The sequence below is a fragment of the Mesorhizobium caraganae genome (assembly GCF_016836705.1).
GTDB classification, from domain to species: Bacteria; Pseudomonadota; Alphaproteobacteria; order Rhizobiales; family Rhizobiaceae; genus Mesorhizobium; species Mesorhizobium caraganae.
Map to the genome: position 1 here is coordinate 14230 of NZ_JAFCGY010000013.1, position 18398 is coordinate 32627.

General features: G+C 62.6%; 19 protein-coding genes and 1 pseudogene. 8 read left to right on the plus strand and 12 right to left on the minus strand.

Going from position 1 to position 18398, the window contains the following annotated elements; all coding sequences use genetic code 11:
• The first annotated feature begins 110 nt into the window (after window positions 1–110).
• Window positions 111–3884, plus strand: a complete 3774-nt coding sequence (locus tag JQK88_RS20800; RefSeq protein WP_203279328.1) for a vitamin B12-dependent ribonucleotide reductase — start codon at window positions 111–113, stop codon at window positions 3882–3884.
• A 319-nt stretch (window positions 3885–4203) separates the two neighbouring features.
• Window positions 4204–5027, plus strand: a pseudogene (locus JQK88_RS20805) (IS5 family transposase).
• A 158-nt stretch (window positions 5028–5185) separates the two neighbouring features.
• Here the strand turns inward: JQK88_RS20805 and JQK88_RS20810 are convergent.
• The 3 genes from JQK88_RS20810 to JQK88_RS20820 all read right to left on the minus strand — a co-directional run bounded on the left by JQK88_RS20810 (window position 5186) and on the right by JQK88_RS20820 (window position 6717).
• Window positions 5186–5806 (minus strand): hypothetical protein, encoded by a 621-nt coding sequence (locus tag JQK88_RS20810; protein WP_203279329.1) that lies wholly within the window; start codon window positions 5804–5806, stop codon window positions 5186–5188.
• The gene (locus JQK88_RS20815; RefSeq protein ID WP_203279330.1) at window positions 5799–6320 is read right to left on the minus strand and encodes a hypothetical protein; all 522 of its coding nucleotides are present in this window, start codon (window positions 6318–6320) and stop codon (window positions 5799–5801) included. The genes JQK88_RS20810 and JQK88_RS20815 overlap by 8 nt, the downstream gene beginning before the upstream one ends.
• Before the next feature lie 106 nt (window positions 6321–6426).
• A complete protein-coding gene (locus JQK88_RS20820) occupies window positions 6427–6717 on the minus strand; it encodes a TfoX/Sxy family DNA transformation protein (RefSeq protein ID WP_192253648.1) in 291 nt (96 codons plus the stop codon).
• A 144-nt stretch (window positions 6718–6861) separates the two neighbouring features.
• Here JQK88_RS20820 and JQK88_RS20825 point away from each other — a divergent pair, with 144 nt between their 5' ends.
• Window positions 6862–7305: a hypothetical protein gene (locus JQK88_RS20825; protein WP_246749966.1), complete on the plus strand. Its 444-nt coding sequence runs from the start codon at window positions 6862–6864 to the stop codon at window positions 7303–7305.
• Between the two features lie 7 nt (window positions 7306–7312).
• On the opposite strand, the gene JQK88_RS20830 is transcribed toward JQK88_RS20825, so the two are convergent.
• Window positions 7313–8278, minus strand: a complete 966-nt coding sequence (locus JQK88_RS20830; protein ID WP_312037310.1) for a DUF3592 domain-containing protein — start codon at window positions 8276–8278, stop codon at window positions 7313–7315.
• A 248-nt stretch (window positions 8279–8526) separates the two neighbouring features.
• Between JQK88_RS20830 and JQK88_RS20835 the strand changes: the two genes are divergently transcribed.
• Window positions 8527–9468, plus strand: a complete 942-nt coding sequence (locus JQK88_RS20835; RefSeq protein WP_192254327.1) for a phosphoribosylaminoimidazolesuccinocarboxamide synthase — start codon at window positions 8527–8529, stop codon at window positions 9466–9468.
• A gap of 30 nt (window positions 9469–9498) precedes the next feature.
• Here the strand turns inward: JQK88_RS20835 and JQK88_RS20840 are convergent, their stop codons facing one another.
• Together JQK88_RS20840 and JQK88_RS20845 are read right to left on the minus strand one after the other, a co-directional pair.
• Window positions 9499–10101, minus strand: a complete 603-nt coding sequence (locus JQK88_RS20840) for a class I SAM-dependent DNA methyltransferase (RefSeq protein ID WP_192253644.1) — start codon at window positions 10099–10101, stop codon at window positions 9499–9501.
• Between the two features lie 40 nt (window positions 10102–10141).
• Entirely contained in the window at window positions 10142–10315 is a 174-nt protein-coding gene (locus tag JQK88_RS20845; RefSeq protein WP_192253642.1) for a hypothetical protein, read from the minus strand.
• Between the two features lie 103 nt (window positions 10316–10418).
• On the opposite strand from JQK88_RS20845, the gene JQK88_RS20850 reads away from it, so the two are divergent.
• Window positions 10419–11363 carry a LysR family transcriptional regulator gene (locus tag JQK88_RS20850; RefSeq protein ID WP_192253640.1) on the plus strand — a complete coding sequence of 315 codons (945 nt, stop codon included), beginning with the start codon at window positions 10419–10421 and terminating at the stop codon, window positions 11361–11363.
• A gap of 4 nt (window positions 11364–11367) precedes the next feature.
• On the opposite strand, the gene JQK88_RS20855 is transcribed toward JQK88_RS20850, so the two are convergent.
• The 4 genes from JQK88_RS20855 to JQK88_RS20870 all read right to left on the minus strand — a co-directional run bounded on the left by JQK88_RS20855 (window position 11368) and on the right by JQK88_RS20870 (window position 13983).
• Window positions 11368–11871 carry a DUF2314 domain-containing protein gene (locus tag JQK88_RS20855; protein WP_192253638.1) on the minus strand — a complete coding sequence of 168 codons (504 nt, stop codon included), beginning with the start codon at window positions 11869–11871 and terminating at the stop codon, window positions 11368–11370.
• A 161-nt stretch (window positions 11872–12032) separates the two neighbouring features.
• A complete protein-coding gene (locus tag JQK88_RS20860) occupies window positions 12033–13118 on the minus strand; it encodes a glycoside hydrolase family 25 protein (RefSeq protein WP_203279331.1) in 1086 nt (361 codons plus the stop codon).
• 157 nt (window positions 13119–13275) lie between these two features.
• Window positions 13276–13467, minus strand: a complete 192-nt coding sequence (locus JQK88_RS20865; protein ID WP_192253633.1) for a hypothetical protein — start codon at window positions 13465–13467, stop codon at window positions 13276–13278.
• A 117-nt stretch (window positions 13468–13584) separates the two neighbouring features.
• Window positions 13585–13983, minus strand: coding sequence for a GFA family protein (locus JQK88_RS20870; protein ID WP_203279332.1), 399 nt, complete (start codon window positions 13981–13983; stop codon window positions 13585–13587).
• A gap of 190 nt (window positions 13984–14173) precedes the next feature.
• On the opposite strand from JQK88_RS20870, the gene JQK88_RS20875 reads away from it, so the two are divergent.
• Entirely contained in the window at window positions 14174–14851 is a 678-nt protein-coding gene (locus JQK88_RS20875) for a 2-oxoglutarate and iron-dependent oxygenase domain-containing protein (RefSeq protein ID WP_246749968.1), read from the plus strand.
• Complete coding sequence (locus JQK88_RS36350) at window positions 14845–15204, plus strand: 2OG-Fe(II) oxygenase family protein (protein WP_246749974.1); 360 nt, start codon at window positions 14845–14847, stop codon at window positions 15202–15204. The genes JQK88_RS20875 and JQK88_RS36350 overlap by 7 nt, the downstream gene beginning before the upstream one ends.
• 62 nt (window positions 15205–15266) lie before the next feature.
• On the opposite strand, the gene JQK88_RS20880 is transcribed toward JQK88_RS36350, so the two are convergent.
• Both JQK88_RS20880 and JQK88_RS20885 read right to left on the minus strand, forming a co-directional pair.
• On the minus strand, window positions 15267–16223 hold the full coding sequence (locus JQK88_RS20880; RefSeq protein WP_192253629.1) for an alpha/beta fold hydrolase: 957 nt from the start codon (window positions 16221–16223) through the stop codon (window positions 15267–15269).
• A 122-nt stretch (window positions 16224–16345) separates the two neighbouring features.
• The gene (locus tag JQK88_RS20885; RefSeq protein ID WP_008875526.1) at window positions 16346–16594 is read right to left on the minus strand and encodes a ParB N-terminal domain-containing protein; all 249 of its coding nucleotides are present in this window, start codon (window positions 16592–16594) and stop codon (window positions 16346–16348) included.
• A 154-nt stretch (window positions 16595–16748) separates the two neighbouring features.
• Between JQK88_RS20885 and JQK88_RS20890 the strand changes: the two genes are divergently transcribed.
• Window positions 16749–18389 carry a N,N-dimethylformamidase beta subunit family domain-containing protein gene (locus JQK88_RS20890; RefSeq protein ID WP_203279333.1) on the plus strand — a complete coding sequence of 547 codons (1641 nt, stop codon included), beginning with the start codon at window positions 16749–16751 and terminating at the stop codon, window positions 18387–18389.
• Window positions 18390–18398 lie beyond the last annotated feature (9 nt).

Sequence of the window (18398 nt, forward strand, 5' to 3'; positions counted from 1 at the left end):
GAGTGCCGGCGCTGCTTGCAATGCCGGCAAACGGCGGACTGCGTTTTTCAGCTTGTGGGGCAGAAATCCCTGGGGAAAAGCGCTATATATAGACAAAAGGGACCGGACCAATGCGCATCGAGCGTCGCTTCACCAAGCCAGGACAATCAGCCTATGCGGAGATCGAATTCCGCAAGGCGCTTTCGGAGATTAAGAATCCGGATGGCTCGGTGGTGTTCCGTCTCGATAACATCGATGTGCCGGCGCAATTCTCGCAAGTTGCCGCCGACATCCTGGCGCAGAAGTATTTCCGCAAGGCCGGCGTGCCTGCGCGCCTGAAGAAGGTCGAGGAGAACGACGTCCCCTCCTTCCTGTGGCGCTCTGTCGCCGATGAGGCCGAACTGGCGAAGCTGCCCGAGGCCGAGCGCTACGGTTCCGAGATCGACGCCCGCCAGGTGTTCGACCGGCTGGCCGGCACCTGGACCTACTGGGGCTACAAGGGCGGCTACTTCAAGTCGGAAGACGACGCTCTCGCCTTCCGCGACGAGCTTGCCTACATGCTGGCCACCCAGCGTGTGGCGCCGAACTCGCCGCAATGGTTCAACACCGGCCTGCACTGGGCGTACGGCATCGATGGTCCGAGCCAGGGCCACTATTATGTCGACCCGTTCACCGGTAAGCTGACCAAGTCGAAATCCTCCTACGAGCATCCGCAGCCGCATGCCTGCTTCATCCAGGGCGTGCAGGACGATCTCGTCAACGAAGGCGGCATCATGGACCTTTGGGTGCGCGAAGCGCGCCTGTTCAAATACGGCTCGGGCACGGGCTCCAACTTCTCGCTGCTGCGCGGCGAAGGCGAAAAGCTGTCGGGCGGCGGCCGCTCGTCCGGCCTGATGAGCTTCCTCAAGATCGGCGACCGCGCGGCGGGCGCCATCAAGTCGGGCGGCACGACGCGTCGCGCGGCGAAAATGGTCATTGTCGACGCCGACCATCCCGATATCGAGGAATTCATCGACTGGAAGGTCAATGAAGAGCAGAAGGTCGCCTCGCTGGTGACCGGCTCCAAGATCGTCAAGAAGCATCTCGAAGCGATCATGAAGGCCTGCATCAATTGCGAAGGCAATGCCGACGATTGCTTCGACCCGGCGCTCAACTCCGCCCTGAAGCGCGAGATCAAGGCGGCCAAGAAGTCTGCGGTGCCGGAGAACTACATCTACCGCGTCATCCAGTTCGCCAAGCAGGGCTACAGCTCGATGTCGTTCAAGACCTACGACACCGACTGGGACTCTGACGCCTACCTGACCGTCTCCGGCCAGAACTCCAACAATTCGGTGTCACTGAAGGACAATTTCCTGCGCGCCGTCGAGGACGACGCCGACTGGCACCTGACCGCCCGCAAGGACGGCAAGGTGCTGAAGACGCTCAAGGCACGCGACCTCTGGGAAAAGATCGGCTACGCCGCCTGGGCGTCGGCTGACCCGGGCCTGCATTTCAACACGACGATGAACGACTGGCACACCTGCGCTTCGGCCGGTGCGATCCGGGCCTCCAACCCGTGCTCGGAATACATGTTCCTCGACGACACGGCCTGTAACCTCGCCTCGATCAACCTGCTCCCCTACCGCAACGCCGACGGCACGATCGACATCGCCGCCTATGAGCACACGGTGCGGCTGTGGACCGTCGTCCTCGAAATCTCGGTGATGATGGCGCAGTTCCCGTCGAAGGAGATCGCCAAGCAGTCCTACGAATACCGCACGCTCGGCCTCGGCTACGCCAACATTGGCGGCCTACTGATGACGTCGGGCATTCCCTATGACTCCGACGAGGGCCGCGCCATCTGCGCCGCGCTCACCGCAATCATGACCGGCGTTGCCTACGCCACCTCGGCCGAGATGGCTGGTGAACTCGGCGCCTTTGCCGACTACGACCGCAATGCCCAGAACATGCTGCGCGTGATGCGCAACCATCGCCGCGCTGCCTATGGCGAAAAGGGCGGCTACGAGAAGCTCGCCGTCAATCCGGTGCCGCTGGTCGCTTCCGACCTGAAGCAGCAGGATCTGGCCGTTCACGCCAAGGCCGCCTGGGATCGCGCCATCGAACTCGGCGAAGAGCATGGCTACCGCAATGCGCAGGCGACCGTGATCGCGCCGACCGGCACGATCGGCCTGGTCATGGATTGCGACACCACTGGCATCGAGCCCGACTTCGCCCTGGTGAAGTTCAAGAAGCTCGCCGGCGGCGGCTATTTCAAGATCATCAACCGCGCCGTGCCGGAAGCGCTACGCACGCTGGGCTATTCCGAGAGCCAGATCGCCGAGATCGAGGCCTATGCGGTCGGCCACGGCAACATGAACCAGGCGCCGGCGGTCAACCCCGGCTCGCTCAAGGCGAAGGGTTTTACCGATGAGAAGATCGCCGCGCTCAACGCAGCGCTGAAGTCGGCCTTCGACATCAAGTTCGTCTTCAACCAGTGGACGCTTGGCGCCGACTGGGTGAAGGAGACTTTCGGCTTCACCGACGAGCAGCTCAACGACTTCTCGTTCGAGATGCTGCCGGCGCTGGGCTTCTCGAAGAAGGACATCGAAGCCGCCAACATCCATGTCTGCGGTGCGATGACGCTGGAAGGCGCGCCCTTCCTCAAGCCCGAGCACCTCGCCGTGTTCGATTGCGCGAGCCCCTGCGGCAAGATCGGCAAGCGTTCGCTTTCGATCAACAGCCACATCCAGATGATGGCGGCCGCACAGCCCTTCATCTCGGGCGCCATCTCCAAGACCATCAACATGCCCAACGATGCGACGGTGGAAGACGCCAAGGGCGCCTACATGTTGTCGTGGAAGCTGGCGCTGAAGGCCAATGCGCTTTACCGCGACGGCTCGAAACTGTCGCAGCCGCTGAACTCCTCGCTGCTCGCCGATGGCGAGGAGGACGAGGACGATGCGGTCGAGCAGCTGATCGCAGCACCGGCGGCAGCGCGCGCGGCGCAGATCACCGAGCGGATCGTCGAGCGCATCATCGAGCGCGTGTCGCGCGAGCAGGAAAAGCTGCCGGGACGCCGCAAGGGCTACACCCAGAAGGCCAAGATCGGTGGCAACACCATCTTCCTGCGCACCGGCGAATATGATGATGGCCGCCTCGGCGAGATCTTCATCGACATGAACAAGGAAGGCGCAACGCTGCGCGGCCTGCTCAACAACTTCGCCATCGCGATTTCGCTCGGCCTGCAGTACGGCGTGCCGCTCGACGAATATGTGCACGCCTTCACCTTCACCAAGTTCGAGCCGGCCGGCATGGTGCAGGGCAACGACGCCATCAAGAGCGCGACGTCGATCCTCGACTACGTGTTCCGCGAACTGGCCATCTCCTATCTCGGCCGCAACGACCTCGCCCATGTCGACCAGTCGGACTTTTCCAACACCGCACTCGGACGCGGCATCAGCGAAGGCAAGACGGATGCGGTCTCCAAGGGCCTGACCCGTGGCGCCTCGCCGGTGAAGCTGGTGTCACGGGTGACCGGCAGCGAGCCGAAGGGTTTTGCCGGCGCCGGCACCCCTGCCCGCTCGGCGCCCACCGCCTTCTCCGGCTCCAACGTGCTGGCGCTGAAGCCGGCCAGCGACGAGGCGGTCGCCTACAAGCGCGACTATGAGGAACGGGCCAAGGAACTGGCCGAGGACATCGCCTTCGAGGAGGACGCGGTTTCCACCGACGCCACCGCGGCGCTGTTCACCGACGCCGCGGCCAACGAGGCGGCCGAAGCCAAGAAACTCGCCGCCGACCGCCGCGCCAAGTCACTGCTCCAGGGCTACACCGGCAATTCCTGCTCCGAGTGCCAGAACTTTACGATGGTGCGGAACGGGACCTGCGAGAAGTGCGATACGTGTGGCGCTACGAGCGGGTGCAGCTGAGCTAATTTGAAACGCTAAACCGTAACGTCATCGGCCCGGTCGCAAGATCGGGCCGATTTGATTTGGCGATCAGGTGCGATCTTCCCTTCTCCCCTTGTGGGAGAAGGTGGCCGAGCGAAGCTCGGTCGGATGAGGGGTGCCGGAAGAATCACTGCTTCACAGAATTAAGCGCTTCAGATCATTCGACTTTTTCACGCCGCGCGCTGTCGCGCACCCCTCATCCGTCTCGGCGCTCCGCGCCGATCCACCTTCTCCCACAAGGGGACTGTTGCAAAATTGGATGGATGTGATTCCCTGTTTTTGAAACGGGGATTTTGCGATGACGACAAAGCCGAGCGGTCAGTTCAGTTTTGTGGAGGCTCTGCTGCCACAGGGTCTTGGTCGGAGCGGTCGGCTGGACCGGCTGTCGTCGCTGGTGAAGTGGTATCGCTTCGAGAAGATCCTGGCGCGGCTGCGCTCGCCGGCTGGGCCAGGGCGGCCTGCGTACAATTCGCTGGTGATGTTCAAGGCGCTTCTGCTGCAATCCTTGTATGGGCTGTCGGACAGCGAACTGGAGGAGGCGCTCGCCGATCGGCTGTCGTTTCGCCGTTTCGTTGGGTTGACGCTCGAGGAGACGGTGCCCGACCACACCACGCTCAACCGCTTTCGCAGTCTTCTCGTCGAGGCTGGGCTTCTGGAGAAGCTGTTTCGCGAACTGGACCATCAGTTGGACAAAGCCGGGCTGATCCTGCGGCGCGGCACGATGCTCGACGCCACGGTGATCGAGACGGCGGCGGCACGGCCACCCAGTGGAGCCGCGCAGGAGGTGGGCGAGGTCGGCGATCCCGATGCCGGCTTTACACGCCGGCAGGGCAAGCCTGGCTCCTCCTACGGCTACAAGGCCCATGTCGGTGTCGACCAGGGTTCTGGTCTGATCCGCCGGGGCGAGCCAACAAGCATCATCCGCGCCTGCCGGCTCGCCTGAAGCAGTTCAACCAGCTGATCGCCCGGCAACGCTTTGCCGTCGAGACGACCTTCGCCACCTTGAAGAACCGCATGCGACTTTGCGCCATCCGCTATCGCGGCCTGGCCAAGGCGGCAGGACAGGTCCTCATCGCGGCCATGGCCTTCAACATGCGCCGCTGGGTGACGCTGGCCACCTGATCCTGGGTCGCACTGCGCCCCGAACCCACCGAATACGCCAACTCCTACCCTATCCGGCCGCAAACCCGCGCCGTAAAGCACCTCGCTGCGCCCCTGCAGTCCCTCCAGGCGTCCAAAGCCTAATAACGCAACAGGCCCACAAGGGGAGAAGGGAAGGCCTACTGCGGCAACACCCGCAGCGTCTGCTCATCGAACAACGGTTCGTCCTGCCCCACCCGGACGAACAGCAGCTTGTGCCCCTCACCCGCCGGCACCTCGAAATACTGGATGCCGTCGGGCATTTCGCCCCAGTCGCCGCAGGGCGGCTCCGGAACCTCATCATTGGCGAGTGCCTTCAATTCCTTGGCGTAGGCTGCGTCGGGGCTGAATGTGTAGCGTTTAACGCCGGCGGGCACGGTGCCCTCGGTGTAGGGCGCCAGCACGCAGCGGGCGCTGACTGATTTGTCAGTCTTTTCCAGCAACAGGCGCAGCACTGCGGCCTCGGTGGTTTCGCCTGATTTGATGTCGAACAGCTCGACCAGCGGATCGGGCGCGCCGCCGTCGCTGTATTTGATGGCGAGCGCGTTGCCGACGAATTCGAAATGGATCTGGCGGAAGCCGAAATCGCAGCGCTGCACCCAGGCGGCGAGGCCGACCGTCTTGTCGGTCAATTTTTCCCAGACGCATTTGTCGATCGGCGGGCGCGACGGCGCCGGCTCGTCCGCCCTCGCCACGGCAGATATCGTCACCGAAGCAATCAGGCCGCAGGCCCAGGCGATCGATCTCATGGCGCTATTCATCGCTGCATCCTGTCAAAGTGAAGGCGTCCCATGCCGAGCCGTCGGGATTGGCGCTGGCGAAATCGGCAAATTCGGTGAAAGCAGCGCCGAAATCGGGCAGCAGCAGCCCTTTCGGCGCCGCTGTCGCTTCGCGCGAATTCAACTGCTCGGCGCCGCCTCCGGTCAAGGCATGGACCTGGCCCATCCATATCCGGCAGAGCCCACTGCCATCCTCCAGCCCCGCCTCGCGGTCGTCGTCGGTACAAGTGTGGCGGATGGTGCCGAGCGGAAACGAGTTCCTGCCATTGGTCCAGGTGATGTCGGCCGGCAGGTGCGTATCTGTGTTGGGCACGGTCAGTGAAAACACTTCGGCCGTCAGCGCCGCCGGTTCGTTATCGAGCGGCCGGAATTGCATGACCGCGCCGGAGCGCGGCTCGCGATAGGTGGCGTGGGTCAGCAGGCACTCTTTTGCGCTCGCGGCCTGCACCGGGCCGAGCAGGCCCAGGAAAACGAAGGCCAGTTTGCGGGTGGTCATCAAATGTCCCTGGAAAGCGTTGTGAAAGCCCGATGCCGGCTGCATGCCGGCCCACACAGTCGCATCATCCGCGCAAAAGCATAAGCGGAATCCGGAACGGCTGCGTTTACCCTCTCCTGGGTGAAAACTTGTCCCTCGCTGGATTCTGACGCACCTGCCTGAGCAGATTCTCCTTTGTCTCGGTATCAAGCGCACGCCAGTCACAACCGCGAACGGACGCCTCCATCGCATAGAGTGCGAGGATCGTCACATGCCGCCCGAACCGGAACTTCAGCCGGTGGTAAGCCTCGACGACGCCGAAATTGCGCAAATCCTCATCATCGAGAATATCAATTTCCGCCAGCATCCGCGCCATGGCCGGTCCGAGGTTTCTCATGTCTTCGATGCGCGTGCTCATCGCAGCGTATCGGTGTGTTCAAGGAGCATAAGCTGATCCCGTAGATTTGCCGCTCTTTCCGGAGAGCGGTTGCAGGCAAGGTCCGCCAGCCGGCACAATCGCATCATCCGTGTAAAACCATAAGCGAAATGCGGAACGGCTGCGTTGTCCGTTCCTTCGAAAACTTATCCCTTGCAAACCCTACAGCCTGTATGGTCGAGCGCACTGACCGAAGGAGACAATCTGATGATGCGGCGTTTGGCGATGACTATGGCAATGTCCGCATTCGCGATTGGCCATGCGTTGGCGGCGGCGGCCTATGTCGGGACTTGGTCCAGCGACAGGCTGAACTGCCGTGCGGCCGCCGACGTCCAGCGCGAAACCGTCTTCACTGTAGACCGGGCTGCGCTGTCGCTTCCCGAATTCGGCTGCGAGCACGCGGTATTTGGCAAGACCGCCGCCGGCTGGGTGGTGCATGCCAGCCAATGCTATGGCTCGGACCCATCGCTTGAGGAGCCGTTCTCTCGCATCATCCATATTGTGATGCACGGCGCCACGATGCGGTTCACTTGGCCGGGCTTCGACAGCGGACCTCTCCTGCGCTGCTGAAGGCGCCTCAGATAAAACCGGCCAGCCACGCGGCACCGCCGAGAAACGCGACCGAACAGACCCACAGCAGCCAGAGCCCGCGCACCCTGCATTCGAGCACCGCCGAGCCGGGGTTGGCGGGGTCATAGTGCACATCGACCTTGCTGCCCTCGGCATAGCTGCGCGCCTGGCCGCGGACGAGGCCGGGCAGCGAAGCCGTGACGGTGGCGCCGAAGGTGACGCGGTCGGAGGTGTAGCGCTGGCCGGCGACGTTATAGGTGTAGACGATGCGGGATTTGAAGACGGTGCGCCAGCGTCGATAGCCGCTGTAGTTTCGCAGCGCCTGCAGGCCTGAGGACTCAATGCGGCCGGGGGTGACCGGCCATTTTGCCGCCTGCTCGGCAAGCGACTTCTGGGCGAAACCCATGCGGAGCGCAAACAGGCCCATGAACAGCAGCAATGCCGCCGCACCAAGGTTCTGCGGCTTGGGCAGATGCGGCCGGAGCGCCTCCAGCACGCCGCCGAGCGAAAACATCAGAACCGCCGTGCCGATCACCAACCCTGCCGAGAGCTGGGCCATGAACTTGAAGGCGCCGTCCGGCATCGTGCGCTCGATGACGGCCTTGCTCGGATCGGCCGGATTGTAGAAGACGGTGACCTCCGCGCCGCGCGGAAACTGGGCGAGGGTTTCCGTGACTTCGAAATTCCCCAGATTCTCCTTCACGCTGTAGCGCGAGCTCTGAAATTTCTTGCCGCCGACCTTGTATTCGAAGGTGATCGCGGGAAAATTGCGCATCTCGGTGGTATCGCTGCTGTCCGAGCCAACGCCGGAGCTCCTGACTTCACGTGCCTCGACGCGCGACGAGATGATCTTTCCCGGCGTCGGCAGCCATTGGCTCATCGCCTGCACCTCCCGCCATTTCACGAAGGTGATGAACGACAGGCTGCCCGCGATCACGCAGGCAAATCCGATCAGCAGAAATTTGAGCTCCACCTCCACCGCGTCCCCCAAGCCCCGGAAGTACAAGAAGCCTCAAATAGATAGCACGACGACGGCAATGTCTTGCTGAATCGCAAAGGCCGGCACATTCGGCATGCCAAGCCGATGGCATGATGGCGTAGGGGTTGGCGGGCTTTTCTACAGGCGATTGCCGTCTGTTCGGTATCGAAGCGCCACCGACTTTGTTAATAGTCGCCCCCGAAAACTCACGTCGTTGGGAGCCACGACACCGAATGACAGCACTGCGCGTTCTCTCCGATGCCTTCATCCCGGAATTGCCGAACCACTACAAAGGCAAGGTCCGCGAGAATTACGATCTGCCCGATGGCCGCCGCATCATCATCGCCACCGACCGGCTGAGCGCCTTCGATGTCATCCTGACCGCGATCCCGCTCAAGGGCGAGCTGCTGACGCAGACGGCGCGCTACTGGTTCGAGGAAACCGCCGATATCTGCCCGAACCACGTGCTCGACTATCCCGACCCCAATGTCGTCGTCGGCACCAGGCTCGACATATTGCCGGTGGAAATCGTCGTTCGCGACTACCTCGCCGGGACCACCAGCACCTCAGTGCTGACGAAGTACAAAAACGGTGAGCGCGACATGTACGGCATCCGCCTGCCGGACGGGTTGCGCGACAATGAAAAGCTGCCTCAGACCATCATCACGCCGACCAGCAAGGCGCTCGATGGCGGGCATGACGAGCCTTTGACGCGCGACGATATCCTGACGCGCGGCCTGTTGTCGGAAGAGCAATGGGACACTGTCTCGCGCTATGCGCTGGCGCTGTTTGCGCGCGGCAAGGCGCTGGCCGCCCAACGCGGCCTGATCCTGGTCGATACCAAATACGAATTCGGCACGAACAAGGATGGCAGCATCATCCTTGCCGATGAAATCCACACGCCTGACTCAAGCCGCTACTGGCTCGCGGAAAGCTACAAGCAGCGTTTTGAGGCTGGCGAGCGGCCGCAGAGTTTCGACAAGGATTTTATCCGCGCCTGGGTCACGGCGCGCTGTGATCCCTACAAGGATCGTATTCCGAAAATCCCGGCCGAGCTCATCGAGCAGACGTCGCGGGTCTATACGCAGGCCTACGAAACCATCACCGGTAAGACCTTCACCGCCGACACCTCGGGAAAGACGGTGCTGGATCGCATTCGCGAGAATTTGAGGCCTTACTTCTGACGGCTATCTGCCTGGCAACAGGATCCCGCGTCATGACGGCTTCACTGCGAGGAAGGTGGCCCACTCCTCGCGATTGCGGCCGACGTTGAATTCATCCCCGACGAGGATCAGCCCGGCGCTTTCGAGGCGGGCCGCGAAGTCGTCCCTGCGCCAGTAGACGGTATGATAGTCGTCGCTCTTCTCGCCATCGCCAATGCGCATCGATACGAGGAAGGCGCCGCCCGGCCGCAGCGACCCGGCAATCTTGGCAAGCACCTGGTCGGTCTGCTCGCGCGGCACATGGATCAGGACGCACAAAGCGAGCACCGCGTCATAGGGGCCGCCGAGATCGTCGGTGATGAGATCGAGAACCTCACCGTGCTTGCCGCGTGCGGCCTGCAGCTCAAGAAACCGCTTCGTTGCATCGGTGCGTCGAACCTGGACACCGAGCCCCTCGACGAAGTCCGCATCGTATCCGGGTCCCGATCCGACTTCCAGAATCCGGCCACCTTTGCCGGCGATCTTCACAAGCCGCTTAAGCCATTTCTGTTCTCTCTGGTTGGGAACATGCCTGACCAGTGCGTCGTAGCGTTCGGCATAGTCTTCATAGGCGTCGATGGTTTTGCGGCTCTTCGCCAGATCCTCGGACAGCACAGTTCCCTCCCTCGCATCTTTTCAGGTCAAAACAGCTTGCCTAGCGAATGGCGCCGGGAGGCACGCGTCCGTCAAGCATACCGATATCCCTAAGGAAATGATCCGACAGCGAGCGGTGGTCGAGCAGGCCGCGCTTGCGGGGTCTGAACGGAGCGGTGAAGAGGTCGAGCACCGGGCGGCGAAGCGTGTTGTAGAGAGCTGTTGCGGTGGTCATTGCCGTATCCTCCAGGGTTGATCTGATGGGCACAACATGCCGTTTTCCGGTCTTGGTTTCCAATCGAACGTCGCGTACTATGCATCAGGAGGATTGATGCGTCATGAGTTGGGAACTACCGCCATTAGGGGCTATCCGGGTGTTTGAGGCCGCAGCGCGGCTTGGCAGTTTCACCAAGGCGGCCGAAGAACTCGGCATGACCCAGTCAGCCGCCAGCTATCAGATCAAGGTGCTGGAAGAACGCGCCGGAACGCCACTTTTCATAAGGAAAACAAGGCAGATCGCCTTGACCGAGGCTGGACAACAGCTGGCGCCGCACGCATCCGGCGCGTTCTCGGCGCTGGCGGATGCATGGGTCGCCACCAAGGGCGGAGCCACCGGCGTGCTGTCGGTGACAACGATGGAAACCTTCGCAACGAACTGGTTAGCCGTGTGGCTTGGAACATTCCAGCTGATGCATCCAGACCTCGCCGTGAAGGTGAATACATCGCAGGGCCTTGTCGATTTCACGCGCGGCGACATGGATGTCGGCATCCGCACCGGCTCCGGAAAATGGCCCGGCCTGACGGCGCATTATCTGTTCAAGGCGGACTACACACCGATGCTCAGCCCAAAGCTCGCCGAGAGCGTCGGCGGCATCCACCGCCCCGAGGATCTCTACAAGGTGCCGCTATGCTGTGCCGACGATCCGTGGTGGAAAATCTGGTTCGAGGCGGCCGGCGTGCCGTTCGAGCCCGATCGCATCATGGCCGGCCCGAAGCTGGGTACCCAGGCCTATGATGCGATGGCGGCGCTGACCGACAAGGGCGCCGCGATCCTGACCAAGAACCTTTACAGCGCCCTTTTGGCCAAGGGCCAGTTGATACAGCCATTCGACGTGCTTGGATCGGATGGCGACGGCTATTGGCTGGTGCATCTGGAGACCCGCCGCAACACACCCAAGATCAAGGTGTTCCGCGACTGGGTGCTGGCGCAAACGGCAGAGATACGCGAGCACGAGCGGCGCGATGTCCCTCAAAGCGTGGCGATAGAGCTCGCCCGCGCCTAGGTCCTCAATCCTTGAAGGTGAACCCGTATTTTGCAACCTGCTCTTTCGGCATATCCGCAAGCGCCTGGCGGGTGGTGTAGCCGCCATAGATCTCCTTGCCGTTCTTGATCATCCAGTCCTCGACGTCGGCCTCAGTCACCGTCATCCTGTCGCCCATCTTGTACTTGTTGCCGTTGACCGGCACGTCGGCGAGCAGGCCGATATAGGAGCCGTCGCTGTAGCCGACCAGCTGCATCCAGATATGCTCGGTGGCGCCGTTCTGGGTGAGCGGGAATTTTACCGTGTAGGTGCCGGGCGTGCCGGCGTCCATCAGCTCTTGGAAGCGCTTGAGCGTAGAGCGGCCGCTGTCCTTGGCAGCCTGCATCGCCTTGTCCTCGGTGGAATAGGACACGACGTTTTGCTTCGACTCCGCCAGCGAGTCGCCACCACCCGCCATATGCCCGAGCGAATTGAAAAACCCGTAGCCGACAGCGGCGACAACAGCGATGGCCACAACTGGATTGCGCATGGACCCCTCCGAAACCCGATCACGGGCACGTTACCGGAAGGCTGTTGCGATACCGCTAAAGGACAGAGTGAGCGGATCCTTAGCGTGACGCTGAAAATTCAACCCAAGGCGTCGCCCAAATGGCCACGGCGCTACCGGCGAGCTGTCACCTCGCGCGGGGCTCAGTTGGCGTCGGCGACGGTCGTCTGTCCGCCTGCCCATGCCCGCCAGGCGCGCTCGTCGCCATGAAAGACGTTGAGGTCGATGCGACCGGTCACACCGTGCGACAGGCCGGAACCGGAATACTGCCAGAACAGCCATTTGCGGCCGGGATAGACCTTTGAGGGATGCCGCGCCACCGCGCGCAGCCAGAATGGGTAGTCAAGAAATGCGCCCTTGAGATTGTCGCGGTAGAAATCGGGGCTGGTGTAGATGATGGGCCTCTGGCCGTAATGGCGCTCGAGCTTGTCCATGAACACCTGCATCTTCTCCAACACCGTGGCGCGCGAAGGCCGCCGCTTGCAGGAGGATTCGCCGTTCCATTCGACATCGATCACCGGCGGCAGCGCGCCGTCCATCTTCGGCACATTGCGGATGAACCAGTCGGCCTGCTCGCCGGCGGTGCGGCACCAGTAGAAGAAATGATAGGCGCCGCGCTTCAGCCCGGCGGCGTCGGCATTGCGCCAGTTCTTCATGAACATCGGGTCGAGATGGTCGCCGCCATCGGTCGCCTTGATGTAGGCGAAATTGGCGCCCTGGGCGCGCAGCTTGCTCCAGTTGACATTGCCCTGCCAGCGCGAGACGTCGACGCCGTGGACGGCGAGATAGCGTGGCGACGCCTTGCCGAAATTGATCGGCTTGGCATCACGAAAGCCGTAACGGGTCACCGGCGAGGCCAGCATGGCCGGCGCCGCACGCGTCAGCCGCTTTGGCGGCGACATCAGCGCTACCGGCTCAAGCTGCGGCCTGGTGTTCCCATCGGCCGAAGGCGTGTCCGCGACAATGGCCTCCTCTTCCTCGACCATGGAGAAGGGCGGCGCATTGTCGGCCACGGCATTGTCGGCCGCAGTGTTGTCGGTCGCCATGTCGGACCGCATCGGCGCGAGGTCGGCGGTCTCCACCGGAGCCGCCGCGACCGGCGCTCTTGGCCGCACGACCGAGCTGGTCGTCTCGTTCGACGGCTGCAAGGCATCGACGCCCGCTGTGGACGAGCAGCCGGCAAGGCACAGCGATGCCACCATAAAACCGACGACGCCTGAAATCCGCATCTGGACCTGTACGCAAAACACAACAGACCGAAGGCAAACAGACGCCGCCGGACAAACCGGCTTCGATTACTAACGATAAATTACCAACAAAGATTGAATCAAGTTGTTAGGAAATGGCTCTGTTCCTTCTCCCCCCCTGTGGGAAAAGGGGTAGCCCCTACCTGCCCAGCCATTGCTGCATGCAGCTTTTGGCCACCACATGCGCGGGGGGCACGACGTCAACAGCAGGGCGACGCGCTCGTTCGAGCAGCAGGCGAACCTGTTCGGGGCGCACGCGATCACGCTCCATCACGAGCAGGACCATCGGATCGCTCAAAAGCTCGTCCAGGGTGTTGATTCTGTCGCTCATCGGTCGTCTCCTCCAATACCAGACCCGCAGCCGATAGATGGCAGGCAATCATGGCCCGCCAATGACGTTTTGCCGGCTATGTCGTGTTTTCGGGATTACTTTCTGGTAAGGCCGGCATCAGTTCGGAGGCGGCGCACCTTCATGTTGCGGCAGGCCGTCATCGAGCCGCAGCCAGGGCTGCTTCGAGGCAGTCCACATATGCATTTCCGGCTTGAACAGCGACGGATCGTCGAGCGAGCCGGTGGTGATGCCGACAATCCCGGCGGAATCGCGCCGGGAAAACAGCGTCGTGCCGCAGGCGGCGCAAAAGCCGCGCTTGAGGTCCGGAGAGGTGTTGACCGTCGCCACCTGCCCCTCGACCGTGACATCATCGATGCGAAACAGCAGACGCGCGTTGAAGGCCGCGCCGATCACCTTCTGGCAGCGCCGGCAATGGCAGACGCGCTGGTTGAGCGGTGCGGCCTCGGCACTGTAGCGCACTGCCCCGCAATGACACCCACCCTGATATTTCGCCATCATATGAACCCCCGAAGGTGTTTGAAAGTATCGACAGGCAGCTTTCGGTCAATTGAAAAGCCCTGATGGCACTATCGATTGCGCTGATACGACCGATGGCCTGCCGCTGGCCCAATCCGAGGCAGCGGCGAAGCATTGACAGCCGGCCAACCGCCGCGCCTGCTTGCCCTGGGCCGACCGCGAGGAAACCATGGCGCAGGACATCGAAACCATTGCCGTCGCGGATCTGTTCGGGCCGCCCTCGCCCGGCCGCGAGCGCACCGACGCGCGGATCCTGGCCGCTGCCTCCGGCATCGGTTTCATGGCGATCCGGGATTTTCCGGTCGACGACTGGCTTACACGGGACAAGCGGGCACAATTGCTCAACATCTTTGCCTTGCCCGACGCCGAAAAGGCAAAGCTGCTGCGCTGGAATTTCGACCGCACCAAAAAGAACGTCTATCGCGGCTGGTTCCCGCTGCAGCCGACCGCCGTCTCCTACAAGGAAGGCATGGACATGGGGCCGGACATTGCTAACGCGCAAACCGCCGGCTTCGACGCGGACGACCCGTTGCGCGAGCCGACGCCATTACCAGCTGAAGCAGTGTTGCCCGGCTGGCGCGAAGCTGCCGCACACTACTACCTGGCGATGGAAGCGCTCGGCAACGCACTGATGCGCTCTATCGCGCGCGGCCTCGACCTGCCGGAGACAGTCTTCGACTCGGATTTCGACGGCGGCATCTCGACGCTGCGGCTGATCCGCTATCCCTTGCGCGATGCCAACAGCGGCGTCGATCTGAGCGGGCCGGAATTCTCGGCGTCCACAAAGGCGAGACGCGCACCATCATCGGGCGCGAACATGCCGATTCCGGCTTCGTCACGCTGTTAGCGCAGGATGGCGTCGAGGGCCTGCAGGCGAAGAACGTTGCCGGCGAATGGATTGACGTGCCGCCCGCCGACGGCACGCTGGCGGTCAATTTCGGCCAATTGCTCGAGCGCTGGACCGGCGGGCGGGTACGGGCGACGCTGCACCGGGTGATTGCGCCGAAGACAGCGCGCTACTCGATCCCGTTCTTCTACGAGCCGCGTGTCGATGCCGAGATCGCGCCGCTGCCTCTGGCAGGTGCGGCGCCGTTCGAGCCGTTCCTCTATGGCGACTATCTCTGGGAGCAGGCGACGAATTTCGTCGAGATGAGCGGCATCAAGCATTTGCGCGAGCCGCGCCGCGCCAAGGCTTCGTAGTTTCGCAGGCACAAAAAACCGGCCGTCTCGCTGGAGACGGCCGGTTTCAACTTCCGGCAGACCTACTCGGTTTCGCTGACGACTTCGTCCCAGGTCTTTACCTTGGTTTCGCCGTTGAGGAACGGCAGCGCCGCGGCCGTCAGTTCCGGCGCAAAGAAGACGTCGTAGTGGGTGCGGTTCGGAATGATGGCCAGCCGGTTCTGCGACAGGTTCTCGCGCATCCAGCCGGCATCCTTCAATCCACCGCCCAGCATCTGGTAGAACTTGATCTCGTGCTCGGGCTTGTACATGTCGCTGTCGCCATAGGCGAGCATGACCGGCATCTTCAGCTTCGCCACATCGGCGGAATAGTCGTAATCCTTGCGCATGAAATTGCCGAGCGCGTCGAGCAGTTTCGGGAAATCGTCCGGATACGGCGCCACTGCAACGTAGGACTTGTACATCGGGGTGTCCTTCATGAACGGCGCGGCAGCGGCGCTCACCTGAGCCTGTTGCGGACGCATTTCGTCGTAGAAGCCATCGGCGGCGTAGCCGGTCGACACCAGGACAAGCCTGCGTATTGTCTCGGGGTGCTGGACAGCCATGCGGAAGGCGACGCCGCCGCCCAGCGAATAGCCGAGCACATCGACCTTATCATAGCCGAGCGCCTTGACGATGGCAGCCATGTCGTCGCCGATCGCCTCCAGGCTGAATGGCCGCTCGCCGAGCGCGGTGCGGCCATGGCCCTGCAGGTCGACCGCAATGATGGTGCGATTCTCGGCCAGCTTCGGCAGCAGCGGCGCGAACATGTCAGACGTGCCGAGGCCGCCATGCAGCAGAAGCAACGGTTCGCCCTTGCCGTAGACGGCGTAATAATAAAACAACCCATTGATAGGCAGCAGGCCGGACCTTTCCGGCGTCGGCATGGCATTGGTCTCGGTCGTCATGGCGGTCTTTGTCTCCTCTGCATTGGTCAGGCCGGGTGCCGCGAACAAGGCCGCAACCGAGGCAAGCATGGCGAAAAAAATCGATCTGGACATGTGTCAGTCTCCTCAGGGTCCGCCCCAAGGACGAGCGAGCGCGCCGCGCGCCGACACGGTCCGCGAGAAAATCTGCGGTGCAATCGTCGGCCGGTTGTTTTTGATCGGTCGCAGAATGCGCCTCAGTGGCGCTTGGCTTGCACCAGATAGGCGTCGATTTCGGTCTCGCCGAGCCATTTGGCGGCTTCCAGCCGGTGCAGGCCCTCGACCAGGATATGACGCTTGCCGTCATGGCGGACCTGGATCGGCGTCTTCATGCCGTTTTCCAGTATGTCTTCGGCCAGATGCCGGACCGTTTCGGGATGCAGCGTCTTCTTGCGCGCCGTCGGCACGTAGATGTCGTCGACCTTGACCTTCTGCACTCTCAGCATGCCGGCTCCCGAGACGGAAAATACCGCCTCGCCTGAGATAGTCGGTTTGCCGGGTGCGGCCAAGAGCGGCTAAGCAATTGCTGGCCCGATCGTTTCCATTTGACGCTTGGCCGGGAGATAGCCGAAATGGCGGCCTGTCACTTTTCCGGTGTCCATGACCCATCTGCAAACCGAATTCCCCGATTTCGGACTGACGCCCGAGCAGCGCCGCGAGGCGGTGCGCGGCCATTATTACGAATGGCCAGGGATGGACGGCGCGCGCGGCGAGATTTGGTGCTATTCGGACCGATTTTCGTATCGTGCCGGTGAGACCGTGACGCTGCATGTCAACTCGACGGCGCCGCGCTTCAGCCTCGCCATCGTTCGCGACGGCGGCACCGAGACAAAGGTCTTCGAGCAAACGGGCCTGTCGGCGCGCTGGCAGGACACGCCGGACCAGTGCTCAGTCGAAGGCTGCGGCTGGGAGGCGTCGTTCGAATTTCGGATCGGCGACGACTGGCCGTCCGGCGCTTACCGCATCACGCTGACGGCGGATGGGCGCGACGGCAAGCCAATCCTTTGCCGCCACCTCATCATTGTCGCTCCCTTACCCGGCAGAAAACCCGGCCGGGTGCTGCACGTGGCGGCGACCGGAACCTGGCTTTCCTACAATACCTGGGGCGGCTCCAACCACTATCAGGGCATCACCGGGCCGAACCGCAATCAATATGCAACGATGGTGTCGACGCAGCGTCCCTGGTGCCGCGGTTTTGTGGTGCTGCCCAAGGCCGCGCCGCGCGTGCCGCTGGAAGTCGCGGTGCCGCCAAAGACCGTGCCGCGCTATCCCCATATGGAATGGGCGTTCGCCACGGGACATTCGAAGAAATACACCTCTTCCGGCTGGGCAAGTTATGACAGCCACTTCTTCCGTTTCGCCGAGCGCGCCGGCTACAGCGTCGATCTCGCCAGCCAGCACGATTTGCATTTTGCGCCCGAAATCCTCGACGGCTACGATTGCGTCGTCTTCGTCGGCCATGACGAATACTGGACCTGGGAAATGCGCGACGCTGTCGACACCTATGTCGAGCGTGGCGGCCACGCGGCGCGCTTTGCCGGCAATTTCATGTGGCAGACCAGGCTTGAGGACGAAGGCCGCCGGCAGGTCTGCTACAAATACCGGGCGCGCGCCGAGGACCCCGCCTATCAGGGCGGTGACGTGACCCGCGCCACCAATTCCTGGGAGGCACCGGAGATCGGCCGTCCCGGTGCACTGACCTTCGGCCTCAATGCCACACGCGGCGTCTATGCCGGCTGGGGCGGCTGTGCGCCGCGCGGCGTGCGCGGCTTTCCGGTCTACCGGCCCGAGCACTGGGCCTTTGCCGGCACCGGCATCTACTATGGCGACCTGCTCGGCGCCGACAGCCATGTCTATGGCTATGAGGTCGACGGGCTCGATTTCGAGATCCGCGGTGGCCTGCCCTACCCGACATCGGACAGCGGCGCGCCGGAAGGTCTGCAAGTGCTGGCCGTCGGCATGGCGAGCCAGGTCGAGGAAAGCGCCGACATCCCGATCGAGGACCAGTTTCTGACCGACGAGGATGGCCGCTTCACCGCCGAAACGCTGTTTGGCGAGCCAAGCGATGCCAATCTGGAAAAAGTCAAACGCGGCAATGGCATGATCGTCAATTTCCCGCGCGGCAAGGGCGAGGTCTTTCACGCCGGAAGCTGCGAATGGGTCGCCGGCCTGCTAAGGCAGGATCCGATGGTCGAGCGCGTGACCAGGAATGTAATCGACCGCTATCTCGGCCGAAAGTAAGAGGGGTTG